We start from the raw sequence: 16,053 nt of genomic DNA on the forward strand, positions 1-16,053 counted from the left end.
TCATCGGAACGTTCGGCACCAGGTCCGGTGTTCTCGGCAGGCAATGGCGGGACTCACTCGAAATCTCAGCGATGTGCTAGTGTGGCCACACTGACGTTCCTTTCAGTTTTGCTGCGACCTCGTCAAAGGCACGTCAGAGTCAACCCGTTGGTTCTGACATAAAGGGCCCGCAGTGATATGATACGAATGTCAGAACCGGGACACTAGTCTGCGACCCGGCTTGACCATCGGTGAAACGCCAGCAAGAGCGCGCCGCACGGCTTGGCCCATACTTGGGAGGGGACCTTGGCTTTGACGCAATCCTACGTCGCCGGACCGGCCACGCCTGCGGTTCGCGAGATGACGCTCGGCGACCTCTTGCGCATGGCGGCCGAATCCGCGCCCGATCGCCTTGCCCTGATCGCGGGCGTTGCCGACCCGGCCCTGCGGCGTCAATGGACCTACGCGGAATTCTACCGCCAAGCCCGGCGCACCGCCCGTGCCCTGCTCACCCGCTTCAGTCCTGGAGAGCGCATCGCGGTCTGGGCCCAGAACATTCCGGAATGGGTGATGCTCGAGTTCGGCGCCGCAATGGCGGGCATGGTGCTCGTCACCGTGAACCCTGGTTTCCGCGTCAGGGAAGTGGAGTATGTGCTGAAACAGTCGCGCTCGGTCGGCGTCTTCGTGGTCAGCGGCTTCCGCGGCAATCCGATGCTGGAGACTGTGCGCACCGTCGCGCCAAACTGCCCCGAGCTTCGCCAGATCGTTTGCTTCGACGACTGGAACGACTTCGTCGCCGCAGGCGACGACGAAACGATTGAGCTTCCGCTCGTTCGCCCCGGCGATCCCGTCATGATCCAGTACACTTCGGGTACGACGGGCTTTCCGAAGGGCGCCCTGCTTTGTCATCGCGGGCTTCTGAACAATGGTGCCGACACGGCCGAGCGGATGGGGCTCGATCCCGGAGACGTTTTCGTCACGACGATGCCGCTGTTTCACACCGGCGGCTGCGTCTGTTGCGTCCTTGGAGCAGTCTCCAAAGCGGCGACGCAAGTCCTGATCGAGGCGTTCGACCCGGCAATCGTGCTCGAGATGTTTGCCACCTATCGCGGCAATGCAATGGTTGGCGTGCCCACCATGCTGATCGCCATGCTGGAACACCCGGCATTCCCGACCACCGACCTCTCGTCGGTCAAGGCGATCTGCTCTGGCGGCTCGACCGTGCCGGCGCCCCTGGTGAAGCGGCTGGAGGAGAAACTCGGCGCCCCCTTTACCATCGTGTTCGGCCAGACCGAATGCTCCCCGGTCGCGGCGCAAACCCGCACCGATGACAGCATCCCGGACAAGGCCGGCACGATCGGCCTGCCACTTCCCAACATGGAAACAAAGATCGTCGACCCGAATACCGGCGAGACGGTGCCGATCGGCACGATCGGCGAATTCTGTACCCGCGGCTATCATGTCATGCTCGGCTATTTCGAAATGCCGGACGCAACCAGAGCCGCCATCGACGGCGATGGCTGGCTGCATACCGGCGATCTCTGTGCCATGGATGCGCGCGGATACTGCACCATCGAGGGTCGCCTGAAGGACATGATCATCCGCGGCGGCGAAAATATTTATCCGCGCGAAGTGGAAGAATTGTTGTTTCAGCATCCCAAGGTCGGCGAGGTCGCCGTGATCGGCGTTCCCCACGAGAAATGGGGTGAAGAGGTTGCGGCCTTCATCCGCCCGGTTTCCGGAGCCGTCGTCGACAAGGATGAACTGACCGCTTACATGCGCAGCTACCTCGCTCCGCACAAGACGCCGAAATACTGGATCGCGGTCGATGCATTCCCGCTCACCGGATCAGGCAAGATTCAGAAATACAAGCTGCGCGAAGCCTGGACAAAGGGCGAGGTGAAGGGGCTCTAGTGTGGCGGTTCAGAAGTCCGCATCATTATTGCCGCAAGTTCGGTCACGCGGACTTCTGAACCAAAGCCACACTAGAAACAATGACTTACTAGTGTCCTTTCGATTCCGAAGTTCGCAAACGAGGGTGCCCGTAAAATGATGCGAACTTCGGAATCGGGACACTAGATCATGATGCGATTAAGAGGAATCGCATCATGATCCAGTTCTTTGTTTGAGCATGATCTCCGCGCAAACGCGTTCCGCCTTTGTTGCGACGGAAAACCGGTTTCCACTTTGCGCTAACGCGGCCCTCCGGGTCCGGATCATGCTCCAGCCACCGGCGCAAAGCCTTCGCGGTTAGCACGCCACGCCCGCTGATATTCCATGATGCGCGCGGTTTCCTGCGCCACGTGTTCGCCAAGCATGCTGGCGATAAGATGAAGCGTGGTGTCGATGCAGAGCGTCACGCCGCCACCGGTAACCACGCCGCCCGGTCCCTCCACCAGCACCGCCTCGCGCACGTCGATCTGCGGATAGATCGCGCGCATCACCTCGATCGGCGAGGTTTCGGGCGGCACCACTTCGCGCTTGGTCGTAGCTGGAGCGCCATCGAGCACGCCGCTGGCGGCGAGGATCATGCCACCCGTACAGACCGAGGCGATGCGGCGAGAGGCATGAACGCGCCGGATATAGTCGACCGTCGCGGGCGAGTTGGCCTGCGCGGTCCAGGTGGGACCGCCGGTGACGATCACGAGATCGCAAACGGGCGCGTCATCAATGCCGAAATCGGCCGTCACCTTCAATCCGTTGGCGAGCGTGACCAGTCCCGGATGGGGTGCAATGGTGCAGATCGCGATCTCCGGCGCGATCCGACGCGCCATCGACAGCACGCCGAAGGTTGCAAGATCGATCGGCTCGACGCCGTCATAGATGAAGATGCCGAATTGCAATGCGCGCACCTGTTCTAGTCCAGCGGGTCACCCCTGGTTTCGCGCGCGGCGAGCGCCGCGGCAAGCGTAATCAGCGCGAGAATGATCATCATGATCGAGACGCCGGCGGTACCGCCGAAATATCCGACCATTGCGGTCGCAATGAGCGGCGAAAAACCGCCGCCAAGCGCCGCGGAAACCTGGAAGCCGAACGAGGCGCCGCTGTAACGGACGCGGGAGCCGAACAGTTCGGGAAAATAGGCCGATTCGGGTCCGAACATCATGCCGTGGCCGAAATTCATCGCGATCATGACGGCGGCAAAGATCAGCGCCACGCTCCTGCTTTCGAGCATCCAGAACAGCGGGAAGGCGAAGGCAATCGTGAACAGGGCGCCGAGAATGAAAAGCGGCCGCCGGCCGATCTTGTCGGAGAGCCAGCCGAACAACGGCAGGCTGATAAGTTCGCAAATCGCTGCATAGATCACGGCATCCAGCATCATCCGTTTGGGCAGACCGAGCTGGGTCGTGGCGTAACCGACGACAAACACCGTGAGCATGTAGACCCAGGAGACTTCCGAAAGTTTCAGGCCGACGGCGATCAGAAAAGTCCTGGTGTTCTTGCCGACCGCTTCGACAACCGGATTTCCGGAAAGCCCGTCGCGCTTCTTCAATCTTTCGAAGACTGGCGTCTCCGGCACGCGCGCTCGAACGAAGGTGCCGACGGCGAGCAGCACGATGCTGACAAGGAACGGGATGCGCCAGCCGTAACTTGCGAAATCAGCCTCCGGCAATTTGGTGACGAGCGAGAAGGCGAGCGAGGCCAGCACGAGGCCGATCGGAAAGCCGATCTGCACGAAGCTTGCGTAAAAGCCGCGTCGGTCGGCCGGCGCGTGCTCGAGCACCATCAGCGAGGCACCGCCCCATTCGCCGCCAAGCCCGATGCCCTGGATGAGGCGCAGCACGACCAGGATAATCGGCGCGAGCGCGCCGATCGAGGCATAGGTCGGCAGCAGGCCGATGCAGAAGGTGCCTATGCCCATGATGAACAGCGTCAGCACCAGCATCGACTTGCGGCCGAGACGATCGCCGAAATGGCCGAACAGCGCCCCGCCGAGCGGACGCGCCAGGAAGCCAACCGCGTAGGTGCCGAGTGCGGCCAGCGTGCTGGCGAGCGGATCGAAGGTTGGAAAAAACGCCTTGTTGAAGACAAGCGTGGCGGCCGTGGCATAAATCAGGAAGTCATACCATTCGATGATCGTCCCGAAGCAGCTCGCGAAGACGATTGAATTCATCCTGGGGCGCTCGACGACCGGCGCCGTGGCAGTCATCGTCATTTTGGCCTCCGGGTGATGCGCGAATCCCGAAATGCGGGACGATATTATCAGATGAATGCAAGGCGCGTGCCGGGCCGGCACGCGCCTTTGGGGTCATGCTCTACAGCTTCCTGATACCGTCGCGAAACGAAAGACCGGGCTATCGGTCGTACATTCTGGGGGAATTGGTGGCAGGCGTGCCACCTCTCATGCCGCCGCCGCGCATACCGCCTCCCAGTCCCAGGCCGATCGCCGCACCGATGCCAATGCCTTCGAGGATAGCGCCAGGCGGCGGCCCCGGCGGGCCGCGATCAACGACGACGGGTTCGTTGTCGCCGCCCTTCTTGCGCTTGTCGGCGCGCTTGGTCGGCGGCTGTGGCGTCGGCTCCACCTTCTTGAGCAGCGGCGGCACCGGCGTCGTCGGGCACGGACAGGTCGGCCCGAGCGCAACGTTGGTCGGCACCAGCAGCGTGCGGTTGATGACGCGCACCTGCAACTTGCGCGCGGTGGCCGCAAGATCGCTACTGGCATAGGCCGCCAGGAACGCCTCGTAGGACGCCGCCGTGTTGGTTGCAACCGCGATTTCCCAAGCCAGCATTTCCCTGCGGCGTTCGAGCAGCGAGCGCACGCGCGGGGCGTAGGATGACTGTCCGTACAACGCTCCGAACGCCTCAAAAGCCGCCACCGAATTATCGGCGATCACGAGCTCATAGGCCGCCTTCGGCTCCTTGCCGCCAAGATCCCTGCGCCAATCATCGGCACTGCGCGTCACCGTGGCGGGCTTTGGCGCCGCGGCCTGACCCGAAGGCGTCGCCCCCGAAGCCGCATCGCCAAAGAACCTGAAGTCGCTCGTCAGCGAAGAGCTTTCCCAGGGGACCTGACGCCCGTCGGTGGCCTCATTCACGGCGACACGGACCCGCTTGAACGCTTCCTCGATCGACAAATTCGGCTCTTTGGCAACGGTGAGCACCGCGGTCGTGTAGGGACTGTCCTCGCCGCTGCCGTCCTCCGCCTCCGCGCCCGGCGAGGTCGAGAAGGAAATGAACGAGCCGGGTGCGCCGGCCCTGGTGTTGACAATCGCAAGCCCGCGGCCTGCGGTCTGGCTGAGCGCGGGGAAAGGATTGTTGCGGCAGGCATCGAGCATGAAGATGCGCATTCGCGTCGGCAACACCCCCAGCGTGTTCATGAGATCGTTGAGGCGCACCGCCTGCAACGGAATATCGGCCTCGCGCTTCGGATCGATGTCGACCGGCACCAGATAGTTCTCGCCGTCGATCTGCAGCCCGTGGCCGGCGTAGAACACCAGCGCGACCGTGTCCGGTCCTTTTGCCGCCACCTTGGCGGCGAAGTCGCTGATCGCCTGACGCATCTCGTTCTGCGCCAGATCAGGCGCCGCGGTGACGTCAAAACCCGCGCTGCCGAGCAGTTCGGCCATGTGCCTGCCGTCATTGGCGGCGTTGGGCAAGGCCGGCACCGCACGATAGGCGGATTGACCCATCACCAGCGCCACGCGGCTCTCCGCCAAGGCCGCGCGAGGCAGTGAAATTTGGGATGACAAGAGGAACGCAACGACAAGTACCAGATCGCGAAAAGCCCCACCGCGCATGACGACACCCCCTTAGAACCGGTTTCATGATGCCAGCTTTCTTAAATCTGTGCCATCAGGTCGTATGTGAGCCACCTCACAGCGAGCTTTTGAATTCTTGAAGGAAAAATGACACCAAGGTCCATCGGTAGCATCCATGACAATGCTCAACCGACGCGAGCGGCCTTGACCTTGATTTCGGACGGCAGGATGAGTGCAGCCGCGATCACCAGGAGACACAGGCCGGAAAAGGCATGCAGCATGGTGACGAAACCGCCGTGCTGGTAGAGCCAGGCCACGAGGCCAACGGATGCGCCGGCGGCGGTGAAGCCGACGAAATAGCGTACGGCGTAGGCACGTGAGCGCCACTCCTCGCTGGTGTATTTGCCCACCATGGCATCGTTGACCGTAACCTGGCCGAAGGCGCCCATGACGATGCCGATCGCGGCGACGATCAGGGGCAGGTTTGACAACTCTGCCGCCATGTAAAGGAACGGCGCCAGCACGAAGGACAAGGGCAGCGAAACCGCCTTCAGCGAATGGCGGTCGAGCAGCTTGCCAATGGTATATTGCGTCAGCGCGCCGAACACATAGACGCCGGCGGCAATCAACCCCAGCAACGCCGGACTTCGCGTTAGACCGCCCAATCGCTCCGCAAACAATTTGGGCAACGCCACCGTCACCGCGTTGAAGGTGGTGGAGATGGCAACCACCACGATCAGGAGCGCCAAAATCACCCGCCACATGTCCGCCTTGGCGACACGCGCCTGTGCCGCTGCCTGCCTGACGCCGGAACGATCCTCGTGGACCACTGTCCGCATGAAGGCGATGCCGATCAGGATCGTGACCACGCCCGGGAGGATGAACGCCCAACGCCAGCCGAGATACTGGCCGATGACGCCGGTGACCAGCGCCGAGGATGCGACCCCGAGATTGCCCCAGACGCCGTTGAGACCCATTTCGCGGCCGAGCTTGTCGGCATAGGAAACGATCATCGCGGTACCGACCGGATGGTAGATCGACGCAAACAGGCCGATCGACAACAGCGCGCCGCCGAGCCCGAGCGGGGTATCCGCCAGACCGACGGCGATCATCGAAGCGCCGATGCCGACAAAGAAAATCACCAACATGTGGCGGCGGCTCCAGCGGTCGCCGAGCCAGCCGGTCAGGAGCGAGCCGGCGCCGAAGGCGACAAAGCCCGGCGTGGCGTAAGGCAGCAGCTCCGAATAGGCCATGCCGAGCGCCGGCCCCATGATGATGACGGCGGCGGCGAAGATCAGCATCGAATAATGGTCGATGAAATGGGCAGCGTTGACGAAGCCGATCACCCTGGCCGGGCTGTTCATGAGCCGATTCTCTCCTGATCCTCTTGCGGCGCACTATACGATGCCCTGAACCCGCCAGCCATGCACCGGCCTGCATCGCTCCCCCCGCCCGGCTCGTTCTGGCGCGCCATTGCGCGGCCGAGCGCCTCTTTCTCCCCGCGCCTGCGGGCAGGGTCGGGGTGGAGGTTCTTTCGCAAGCCCGGATCGATCGCGCGTCGATTTTAACGTTACTCCGCGCGGCTTAGCTCGCCAAAAGGGTACCGCTTTTTTTGGCGCTACCTTTGGAGCGCTTGATTGTGATCGGCTTTGCCTTAAATCCATGTCACAATCCCGACGGTTGCGGATCCGACATGGCCAACAGAAACAACGCGTTTTTCTCCGATCTTCTCGCCTCGATTTCCGAGCGCGGGCGCACCCTGCTCCGCCGCGCCGGCTCTTCGGACGCCGGGCAGGATGCATCCGGCCTGATCGAGTTGTGCGAGGCATTGCTGTCGGGCCGTGGCGAGGCTTCCGGAACGGTGATTGCACGCGAGGTGCTCGATCGCTACCAGGACCTCGACAAGGCCAGTCAGATTTCATTCTTCGAAAGTCTGGCCCGCAATTTCGGTCCCGACCGCGAGAGGCTTTCGAAGGCGATCGAGAGCTGGCGCGCGCAGCCGAACGATACCGACGCCAGCGATCTGCATTTCGCCTCCGAGCCGCGACGACAGGAATTGATCCGCCGGCTCAACCGCGCGCCCGGCGGCACCAGCGATCTGGTGGCGATGCGCGCCGATCTGCTCGATCTTTTGAACGGCGACAAGGAGCTTGCCGCGCTCGACCGTGACGTCGTGCATCTTTTGGCCTCGTGGTTCAACAGGGGGTTTCTCGTGCTGCGCAGGATAGACTGGTCGACGCCGGCGAACATTCTGGAGAAGATCATCCGCTATGAAGCCGTGCATGAGATCCGCGACTGGAACGACCTGCGCCGCCGCATCGATCCCGTCGACCGCCGCTGCTACGCCTTCTTTCACCCCGCGCTCGTCGATGAGCCGCTGATCTTTGTCGAGGTGGCGCTGACGGAGTCCATTCCGGGCGCCATCGCGCCGCTGCTCGCCGCCGATCGCGAGCCGGTACCGATCGAGGACGCCCGCACCGCCGTGTTCTATTCGATCTCCAACACCCAGCGCGGCCTGGGCGGAATTTCCTTCGGCAATTTCCTGATCAAGCAGGTGGTAGAGGAATTGCGCCGCGAACTGCCGAAGCTGGAAAATTTCGTGACGCTGTCGCCGGTGCCCGGCTTCATGCATTGGGTGAAGCACTCGCACTATCTTCCTGTCACGGGAGAGGAGCGAACGCTGCTCGAACATCTCGATAAACCCGATTGGCTTGAGAACGCCGAACTGGCGGACGAACTGCATCCCATCGTCGAGCACCTTGCAGCCTATTATTTTTTGAAGGCCCGCACGCCCAAAGGCCGCCTGATCGATTCGGTGGCCCGATTCCATCTCGGCAATGGCGCGCGGCTCGAGCGGATCAACTGGCTCGGCGACGTCTCGCCGAAAGGCTTGCGCGAATCCGCCGGCATCATGGTCAACTATCTCTATCGTCTCGAGGACATCGAGAAAAACCATGAGGCCTACGCCAATCAGGGTACGGTTGCGGCCTCGAGCGCGGTGAGGAAACTGCTCAAGAACGAAAGCCGGCGGCTGCTCGACATGCGGCTGGGTTAAGAGACGCAAATCCGCCCAGCTTTGGGTTCCAGCGAGATGACGGTGTAATCCTGCGCAAAGCGCGCGTGGAGGGCATGGACCATGAGTGCGGAACCTGGTCCAACTGACGGCGCCGGCCAAGGCGGACCTCCACTTGTAGATCCACGTCGCGGTGACATTGAAGACGATTTCGCGAGTCCTGAGCAGAAGTCCCTTCTGGCAATCGCCGGGAGGCTGCTTGCAGAAATCAGCCTGCCCAAGCTGCTGTTCTCGTGGGTCATGTCCCTACTGCTGCCTGCAATGCTGCTCGGCCTTGCACCCCTGATAGTAACGGCCTGGTTTGCCAAGGCGTCGGCTCACATTCTGGCGCTGACCGAGTTCGGCGCTGCCTTGGTGCTTGTTGCAATCGTTGCACTGGGATGGCTGGGTTGGCGGCCATTGTGGCGAATGGCGGAGGACAATTTCTGGTCCTTAAACGCGCTGATCGTTCAGCCTGGATACGTGTTTGGTTCCGAGCTGCTGCGGCACCTTGCGGAGCAAACATTCGCCAGGCGTTGGACGGACATCCAACGCGCACGGCTGCGCGCGACGAGCTCAGCCGCGGCTGGCATGATCATGTGCGCAGGCGGCATAGCGATTGCTGTTCTGGTTTGGCCGAGCTCGCGATGGATAGGCGCGGTGGGCGACGTAGCCATACTGCACCGCATCATCGTGCCGACGCTGGCCAACGCCGCCGTTCTGGTCTCGGCCTATCTGGCAATCACCGCACTGCTCTGGGGCTTCGCGGACGCCACCATGGACCAGCCGCTCGACCTTGCGGTCTTCGATGTTGCGGCTTCCCCTCGCCGCAGCTTTCGGATTGCACATCTTTCCGATCTTCACGTGGTCGGCGAACGATACGGCTTTCGGATCGAAAGCGGTCGCGGCGGGCCGCGCGGCAACGATCGCCTGTTTCGCGCTTTGGCGCGCCTTGCCAGCATCCACGCGACCGATCCGGTGGACCTCGTGCTCGTCAGCGGCGACATGACCGATGCCGGCCTTGCAACCGAGTGGGCCGAATTTTTTGATGCGATCGCCAATTATCCGGCGCTCGTCGCGCGCATGATCGTGTTGCCTGGCAATCACGATTTGAACATCGTAGACCGGAAGAATCCGGCCCGGCTTGATCTGCCGTTCAGCCCCGGCAAGCGCTTGCGGCAGATCAGGACACTATCCGCGATGGCTGCGGTGCAGGGCGACCGCGTCCGCGTGCCGCAAGGCCAGGGGAAACCGTGGCCGACCCTCAACGAAGCCGTGAAACCGTACTGCCAGCGGATCGCCGAGTTCGCAAGGCAAGGAGGGCTGCGCCTGTCGGTCGATCTCGAACGCGTCTTTCACGACCAGTTTCCGATGATCGTCACCCCCCAGGAAGCGGATGGTCTCGGGGTGGCGATTCTCAACTCCAACGCCGAAAGTCATTTCTCCTTCACCAACGCGCTGGGATTCATACCGGTCGAACAGGCCCGTCGCCTTTTCAAGTCCGTCGCCAGATTTCCCAGGGCGAGCTGGATTATCGCGCTCCATCACCACCTGATGGAATATCCCATGCCTGTCGGTTTCTCGGAACGAGTCGGAACCGCGCTCATCAATGGCAGTTGGTTCGTCCGCAATCTAAAACCCTTCGCGGCGCGTACGGTTGTGATGCACGGCCACCGTCACATCGACTGGATCGGCAGTTGCGGCGCGCTGAAAATCGTCTCGGCACCATCTCCCGTAATGGGCTCGACCGACGATGCATCCACGCACTTTCACATTCATACGCTTGTCGCCGCCACCGACGGGATCCGTCTCCTGGCGCCCGAGCGCGTCGAGATAAGCCCTCCGTCATCGACGCCCTCAATTTGAGGATTCAGCCGGTGTTCGGCTTTTTCGGTCCCTCAAGCAGATCGGCGATCCATCGGCTCGAGGGATGCTGCCTGCAGAAACTGAGCATCGCGAGAGCGATCGGCACTCCGATGAAGGTGCCGAAGAGCCCCCAGAGAAACGTCCAGAACAGGATCGCGAAAAGCACGACCGTGGGCGATATCGAGAGAATGTTGCCGGAGATGCGAGGCTCAATATAGCTGCCAATCGCAAACTGTATGATGTTGAGGCAGATGAACAACGTCAGAACCTCCTGCCAGCTGTCGAATTGAGCCATTGCCAGCAATGTCGGAAAAAGAGTTGCGACGAAGGGGCCGATAAATGGAATATAGTTGAGCGAGAAGGCGATCACGCCCCATTCGACTGCAAACTGAAGGCCCGTCGCCCAGGCGAAAGCCCCGACAAAAAGCCCGGTGAGCAGACTCATCTGCGTTCGCACCAGCATATACTTTCGGATCCTCGCCGCCGTCAGGGCGCTTCCATCCAGCAGAACCCGTGCCGCTTGCCGATTTTCGAGCGAAGCGATTTTCCGCTTGATGTCATCGACTTCGAGCAATCCAAGCATGAGGTAAACCACCGCGATCAGCCAGAAGGTCAGCGTCGTGTTGGCGCGGGTCGTCAGGTATTGTGCCGTGCGCACGATCCAACCGACGTTGAAGTGCTCCGCCCATAATCCTGCGATATCGATCCCGTGGCTGTCGAGCCAACTCATCATCCGTGCATAGATTGCCTCGTAGCGAGCAGCATCGGCCAACACGGATCGGCCGACACGGCCGAAACCCCATGCCGCCAGAGAGGCAAAGCCGAGAGCTACCGCGAGTGTAATGGCGAGCGTGATCGCCAGTGCTGGCAGTTTCGGGAGGCGACGCTGCAACCGCGATTGCAACGGCCAGACCAGCGCAATGATGAACAACGCAAGCGCAAGCGGAGCAAACACCGTGCTTGCTTGCGCGACGGCGGCAAGAAGGACGACCGATGCCATGATTGCAATGCCAGTATTCATTCCCCACCGGATGCCGTTTCGTGGACGATTCAAAAAAGTCCTGCTGCCGGAAAACACCTCGTTATGTAACGGAGCCGTAACTGCAATCCTCGCGCCGAGGCACCTTCTTGCGCTGGCTGCTGTTCCGGCGCAGTCTGTATCCTGCCAATTCGTCGGCAACGAGAATAATCGAAAACATCAAGAAGCCGTTGTGGCCGGCATCATCCCTCAGCTATCCTAGAGCATGATCCGGAAAAGTGGGAACCGGTTTTCCCTCGCGACAAACGCGGAACGCGTTTGCGCGGAGATCATGCTCAAACGAGGAGATGAAATCATGATGCGATTCCACTTGATCGCATCATGATCCAGGCATCTCTCGCCAGTGTCCCGATTCCGAAGTTCGCATCATTTTGCAGCGACCTCGTTTAACGAACTTCGGAATCGAAAGGACGCTAGCAAGTTATTGTTTCTAGTGTGGCTTTGGTTCAGAAGTCCGCACGACGAACTCGGAGCAGCAATGATGCGGACTGCTGAACCGCCACACCAGGAGGAGGAGAGCATATGCGCTGGATTTATCTGGCCGTAATCATTTTGTTTGCGGTCTCGACCCTGATCTTTGCCCTCCAGAACCTTGAGTCAACGACGGTGTCGTTCCTCAGCTTCAGGGTCCGAGCGCCGCTGGCGGTTCTGACGATCCTCGTATACCTGCTGGGGGCGGCGACCGGCGGCAGCCTGCTGGCGCTGCTGCGTCGATCCTACCAGAGGTCACCGACCTTCAGGGGTTCTGCGTAAGGGCCCCCGCGGCTGCGTCTTACTCCACCAGCGCCTTCATCTCCCTGTAGAGATCGGATTTTCCCTCAAAGCCGATGCCCGGCAGATCGGGCATGGTGATGTGACCATGCTCGACGCGGACGCCGTCGGGGAAACCGCCATAGGGCTGGAACAGGTCGGGATAGCTCTCGTTGCCGCCGAGCGAAAGGCCTGCCGCGATATTCAGCGACATCTGGTGGCCGCCGTGCGGAATGCAGCGGCTGGCCGACCAGCCGTGCGTTTGAAGGACCTTCAGCGTGCGCTGGTACTCGCAAAGCCCATAGGACAGTGCGCAATCGAATTGCAGCCAATCGCGATCGCCCCGCATCCCGCCATAGCGGATCAGGTTGCGCGCGTCCTGATGGCTGAAGAGATTTTCCCCGGTCGCCATCGGCGCGGGGTAGAATTCCGAAAGCGCGGCCTGAAGCTGAAAGTCGAGCGGATCGCCCGCTTCCTCGTACCAGAACAGCGGATATTGCCGCAGCATGTTGGCGTAGGCGATTGCGGTTTGAAGATCGAACCTTCCGTTGGCATCCACCGCAAGCTGGGCGTCGCTGCCGATCTCTTCCAAGACGGCCTCGATACGCTGTTGGTCTTCCGCGATCGGCGCGCCGCCGATCTTCATCTTGACGACGTTGTAGCCGCGGTCGAGATAGCTTCGCATCTCGCCGCGCAGCATCGAGAGCCCCTTGCCCGGATAATAATAACCGCCGGCGGCATAGACGAACACGCGCGGATTGGCCTTGAGGCCGTGACGCTCGGCAAGCAGACGAAACAGCGGCTTGCCCGCGATCTTGGCGACCGCATCCCATACCGCCATGTCGATGGTGCCGACCGCGACCGAGCGCTCGCCATGACCGCCGGGCTTTTCATTCGACATCAGGATGGACCAGACCTTGTCGGGATCGAGATTGTCGCCGGCCTCATCCAGCAGCGTCGTCGGATCGGCCTCCTTGAGCCTTGGTGCAAACCGCTCGCGGATCAACCCGCCCTGCCCGTAGCGGCCGTTGGAATTGAAGCCATAGCCGACCACGCGCTTGCCGTCGCGCACCACATCGGTGACAACCGCGACAAGGCTCGTCGTCATTTTGCTGAAGTCGATATAGGCGTTGCGGATGGCCGAGGCGATCGGCTTGGTGATTTCCCGGATATCGACAATGCGGACGGACATTTGGATTTGGGCCTTTGGTTTTTTTCGTCATGCCCGGCCTTGTGCCGGGCATCCACGTCTTGCTTTGCGGCGGCAAAGACGTGGATGGCCGGGTCAAGCCCGGCCATGACGCCGAGTTACAGCTTCTCTCCAAGCTTATGACTTCGGCTTGTCCCTGAAATACGGCTCGACGGGGCCATGGACCTTGATCGTGAGCGGGTTGCCGTAGCGATCCTTGGCGTTGCCCGCGGTCACGCGAATCCATCCCTCGCTGACGCAATATTCCTCGACATTGGTTTTCTCGATGCCCTTGAAACGAATCCCGACATCGCGCGAAAGTATAGCCTCGTTGTAATAGGGGCTTCTCGGATCGATCGATAGCCGATCCGGAAGCGCCTCGGGCGTCTCTTCCTTCTTCTCGTTCACAACAGCGCCTCGATTTCCTTTGTGAGTGCTTCGGGCGTCGTGGTCGGCGCGTGGCGCGCCACCACCTTGCCCGAACGATCGACCAGGAATTTGGTGAAATTCCATTTGATCGAAGGGCCGAGCAGCCCGGATTTCTCACTCTTGAGATATTGGTACAAGGGATGCGCATGATCGCCGTTGACGTCGATCTTGTCGAACATCGGAAAGCTGACGGCGTAGTTGCTGGCGCAGAATTGCTGGATCTGGGCCGCATTTCCCGGTTCCTGACGGCCAAACTGGTTGCAAGGAAAGCCGAGTATCGAAAAACCCCGCGGCCCATAGGCCTGCTGCAATTTTTCGAGGCCCTTGTATTGCGGCGTGAATCCGCAGGCGCTGGCAGTATTGACGATCAATAAAACCTGTCCGGCGAACCGGTTTAAGGAAACGTCCTCGCCGCCAAGCGATGTTGCCGTAAAATCATAAATGCTCGACATGATTGCTCTCAGACTCCTAACTGACGGGATCGATGGGCGAGCCCGGGGTCCCGAATGATTCAATCGCCTCGCCTGCGGAGAGGCACAAATCTTCCCTGAAGCGGCCGGCCACGACCTGAACGCCGACGGGAATGCGCCCCACCAGGCTCGTGGATACCGTCAGCCCCGGCAAGCCCATGAAGGGAATCGCGATCTGCGTCAGTTGCGCCTGCCAGACGCGGGTGAAGGAGGCCTCGTCTCGCATGTCGAGCTGATCGGCAAACGGCAGTTCAGCCGAGACCGGGATGAGAAGAACCGGATAGTTCTCGAGGAACTGTGACCACTCGCGAACCAGCGTGGCGCGCCGCGTCAACGCGCCGGACAAAGCGGCAGCATCGAACGGAAAAACCCTGGCACGGTTGCCGCGCAGGCAGGCGAGCGCGCATGGATCGCCTTCCCGCTCGGCAGCCGCGAGCTGGGCTTCATAACCGTCGCCGAGCCAGAGCCTGGTCTGAAGTTCGGCCGCTTCGCGCAAGGGCGGCGTGTCTGCGATTTCCTCGACCGACCAGCCGGCACGCTCCAGCCGCTTGCCGGCTTCCGACAGTGCCGCCTTCACCTCGGCCGCGGTTGGCAAGCCGCCCGGTTGCAGGCACAAGGCGGCGCGCTTTGGCATCACTGGGCCTTCGAGCGGCGCCGGGACCCACCAGGGATCGCGCACGTCCCTTGCCGACATTGCCGCCAACGCTACCCTGAGATCGCCGATGGTGCGCGCGAGCGGGCCCGAGACCGCAGAGATCTGCGGGCCGATCGTGCGTTCGGGCAGCGCCGCGTTGAAGGCCGGGATGCGGCCGACCGTCGGGCGCAGGCCGTGAACGCCGCAGGCATAGGCGGGGAAGCGAATTGAGCCCGCGATATCGGTGCCGTGCGCTATATGGCCGATGCCGGCGGCGACTGCCGCGCCCGCTCCGCCGGACGACCCCCCCGGTGTGATCGATGGATCGCGCGGATTTTTGGTGTCGCCGTGGACGAGGTTGGTGGTGAACCAGCGATAGGAAAACGCCGGACAATTGGTGCGCCCCAGCATCACCGCTCCCGCCTTGCGAAGATTGTCCACCACGGGACTGTTGGCGCGCGCGATTGTTTCGCGCTGAATCTTCAGGCCGTTGGTGGTGGCAAAGCCTTCCTGATCGATATTGACCTTGATCGTGACCGGCACGCCTGCAAGCAGGCCACCGTCTTCGCCGCGTGCGATCTTGCCATCGATCGCTGCGGCCTCTGCCAGCACCTGTTCAGCCCGGTGATCGACCACCGCATTGATGGAGGGATTGACCGCGTCAAGCCGGGCGAGCGCCGCGATCGCTGCCTCCCTGGCCGAGACTTTTTTCGACCGGATCAGGCCGGCGAGTTCGAGAGCCGACAGGCGCCAGAGATCTTCCATGACCAACTCCCCGATATCGCGCCCACGAAACCAGCGCGCTTTTAGATCATAATGCGATTAAGTGGAATCGCATCATGAGCGCATCTCCTTGTTTGAGCATGATCTCCGCGCAAATGCGTTCCGCGTTTGTTAGCTAAGGGAAAACCGGTTTCCACTTTGCGCTGACGCGGCCCTCCGG

General features: G+C 61.6%; 14 protein-coding genes. 5 read left to right on the forward strand and 9 right to left on the reverse strand.

The features are described 5' to 3' along the window. The first annotated feature begins 285 nt into the window (after window positions 1-285). Window positions 286-1,893: an AMP-binding protein gene (locus tag VNX23_RS00820; RefSeq protein WP_325627000.1), complete on the forward strand. Its 1,608-nt coding sequence runs from the start codon at window positions 286-288 to the stop codon at window positions 1,891-1,893. Between the two features lie 302 nt (window positions 1,894-2,195). Here VNX23_RS00820 and VNX23_RS00825 read toward each other — a convergent pair whose 3' ends face one another. The 4 genes from VNX23_RS00825 to VNX23_RS00840 all read right to left on the reverse strand — a co-directional run bounded on the left by VNX23_RS00825 (window position 2,196) and on the right by VNX23_RS00840 (window position 7,045). Beyond that, window positions 2,196-2,831 carry a DJ-1/PfpI family protein gene (locus VNX23_RS00825; protein WP_325627002.1) on the reverse strand — a complete coding sequence of 212 codons (636 nt, stop codon included), beginning with the start codon at window positions 2,829-2,831 and terminating at the stop codon, window positions 2,196-2,198. Window positions 2,832-2,836: 5 nt separating this feature from the next. Next, on the reverse strand, window positions 2,837-4,129 hold the full coding sequence (locus tag VNX23_RS00830; protein ID WP_414642930.1) for an MFS transporter: 1,293 nt from the start codon (window positions 4,127-4,129) through the stop codon (window positions 2,837-2,839). 145 nt (window positions 4,130-4,274) lie between these two features. Then, entirely contained in the window at window positions 4,275-5,720 is a 1,446-nt protein-coding gene (locus tag VNX23_RS00835; protein ID WP_325627005.1) for a caspase family protein, read from the reverse strand. Window positions 5,721-5,866: 146 nt separating this feature from the next. Further along, complete coding sequence (locus tag VNX23_RS00840; RefSeq protein WP_325627007.1) at window positions 5,867-7,045, reverse strand: MFS transporter; 1,179 nt, start codon at window positions 7,043-7,045, stop codon at window positions 5,867-5,869. A gap of 329 nt (window positions 7,046-7,374) precedes the next feature. On the opposite strand from VNX23_RS00840, the gene VNX23_RS00845 reads away from it, so the two are divergent. Together VNX23_RS00845 and VNX23_RS00850 are read left to right on the forward strand one after the other, a co-directional pair. Next, a complete protein-coding gene (locus tag VNX23_RS00845) occupies window positions 7,375-8,736 on the forward strand; it encodes a malonyl-CoA decarboxylase (RefSeq protein ID WP_325627009.1) in 1,362 nt (453 codons plus the stop codon). A 258-nt stretch (window positions 8,737-8,994) separates the two neighbouring features. Beyond that, window positions 8,995-10,599, forward strand: coding sequence for a metallophosphoesterase family protein (locus VNX23_RS00850; protein WP_325627011.1), 1,605 nt, complete (start codon window positions 8,995-8,997; stop codon window positions 10,597-10,599). A 4-nt stretch (window positions 10,600-10,603) separates the two neighbouring features. Here VNX23_RS00850 and VNX23_RS00855 read toward each other — a convergent pair whose 3' ends face one another. After that, on the reverse strand, window positions 10,604-11,599 hold the full coding sequence (locus VNX23_RS00855) for an AI-2E family transporter (RefSeq protein ID WP_325627013.1): 996 nt from the start codon (window positions 11,597-11,599) through the stop codon (window positions 10,604-10,606). Between VNX23_RS00855 and VNX23_RS00860 the strand changes: the two genes are divergently transcribed. After that, entirely contained in the window at window positions 11,598-11,840 is a 243-nt protein-coding gene (locus tag VNX23_RS00860; protein WP_325627015.1) for a hypothetical protein, read from the forward strand. The genes VNX23_RS00855 and VNX23_RS00860 overlap by 2 nt on opposite strands. A gap of 320 nt (window positions 11,841-12,160) precedes the next feature. After that, window positions 12,161-12,391, forward strand: coding sequence for a hypothetical protein (locus tag VNX23_RS00865; protein ID WP_325627017.1), 231 nt, complete (start codon window positions 12,161-12,163; stop codon window positions 12,389-12,391). A 19-nt stretch (window positions 12,392-12,410) separates the two neighbouring features. Here VNX23_RS00865 and VNX23_RS00870 read toward each other — a convergent pair whose 3' ends face one another. From VNX23_RS00870 to VNX23_RS00885, 4 genes are all read right to left on the reverse strand, one after another. Further along, window positions 12,411-13,580 (reverse strand): mandelate racemase/muconate lactonizing enzyme family protein, encoded by a 1,170-nt coding sequence (locus VNX23_RS00870; protein WP_325627019.1) that lies wholly within the window; start codon window positions 13,578-13,580, stop codon window positions 12,411-12,413. Between the two features lie 135 nt (window positions 13,581-13,715). Continuing rightward, entirely contained in the window at window positions 13,716-13,985 is a 270-nt protein-coding gene (locus tag VNX23_RS00875; RefSeq protein WP_325627020.1) for a DUF3297 family protein, read from the reverse strand. After that, entirely contained in the window at window positions 13,982-14,458 is a 477-nt protein-coding gene (locus VNX23_RS00880; protein ID WP_325627022.1) for a glutathione peroxidase, read from the reverse strand. Before VNX23_RS00880 ends, VNX23_RS00875 begins: the two co-directional genes overlap by 4 nt. Window positions 14,459-14,474: 16 nt before the next feature. Beyond that, window positions 14,475-15,875, reverse strand: coding sequence for an amidase family protein (locus tag VNX23_RS00885; RefSeq protein WP_325627024.1), 1,401 nt, complete (start codon window positions 15,873-15,875; stop codon window positions 14,475-14,477). Window positions 15,876-16,053: the final 178 nt, after the last annotated feature.

The sequence above is a fragment of the Bradyrhizobium sp. genome, from assembly GCF_035570375.1.
GTDB lineage: Bacteria > Pseudomonadota > Alphaproteobacteria > Rhizobiales > Xanthobacteraceae > Bradyrhizobium.

What these genes read in the sequence shown, in the direction of transcription:
- VNX23_RS00830 (WP_414642930.1), bottom strand. Translation starts at nt 4,129, where the DNA reads ATGACTGCCACGGCGCCGGTCGTCGAGCGCCCCAGGATGAATTCAATC.
- VNX23_RS00835 (WP_325627005.1), bottom strand. Translation starts at nt 5,720, where the DNA reads ATGCGCGGTGGGGCTTTTCGCGATCTGGTACTTGTCGTTGCGTTCCTC.
- VNX23_RS00840 (WP_325627007.1), bottom strand. Translation starts at nt 7,045, where the DNA reads ATGAACAGCCCGGCCAGGGTGATCGGCTTCGTCAACGCTGCCCATTTC.
- VNX23_RS00845 (WP_325627009.1), top strand. Translation starts at nt 7,375, where the DNA reads ATGGCCAACAGAAACAACGCGTTTTTCTCCGATCTTCTCGCCTCGATT.
- VNX23_RS00850 (WP_325627011.1), top strand. Translation starts at nt 8,995, where the DNA reads ATGTCCCTACTGCTGCCTGCAATGCTGCTCGGCCTTGCACCCCTGATA.
- VNX23_RS00860 (WP_325627015.1), top strand. Translation starts at nt 11,598, where the DNA reads ATGATTGCAATGCCAGTATTCATTCCCCACCGGATGCCGTTTCGTGGA.
- VNX23_RS00855 (WP_325627013.1), bottom strand. Translation starts at nt 11,599, where the DNA reads ATGGCATCGGTCGTCCTTCTTGCCGCCGTCGCGCAAGCAAGCACGGTG.
- VNX23_RS00865 (WP_325627017.1), top strand. Translation starts at nt 12,161, where the DNA reads ATGCGCTGGATTTATCTGGCCGTAATCATTTTGTTTGCGGTCTCGACC.
- VNX23_RS00870 (WP_325627019.1), bottom strand. Translation starts at nt 13,580, where the DNA reads ATGTCCGTCCGCATTGTCGATATCCGGGAAATCACCAAGCCGATCGCC.
- VNX23_RS00880 (WP_325627022.1), bottom strand. Translation starts at nt 14,458, where the DNA reads ATGTCGAGCATTTATGATTTTACGGCAACATCGCTTGGCGGCGAGGAC.
- VNX23_RS00885 (WP_325627024.1), bottom strand. Translation starts at nt 15,875, where the DNA reads ATGGAAGATCTCTGGCGCCTGTCGGCTCTCGAACTCGCCGGCCTGATC.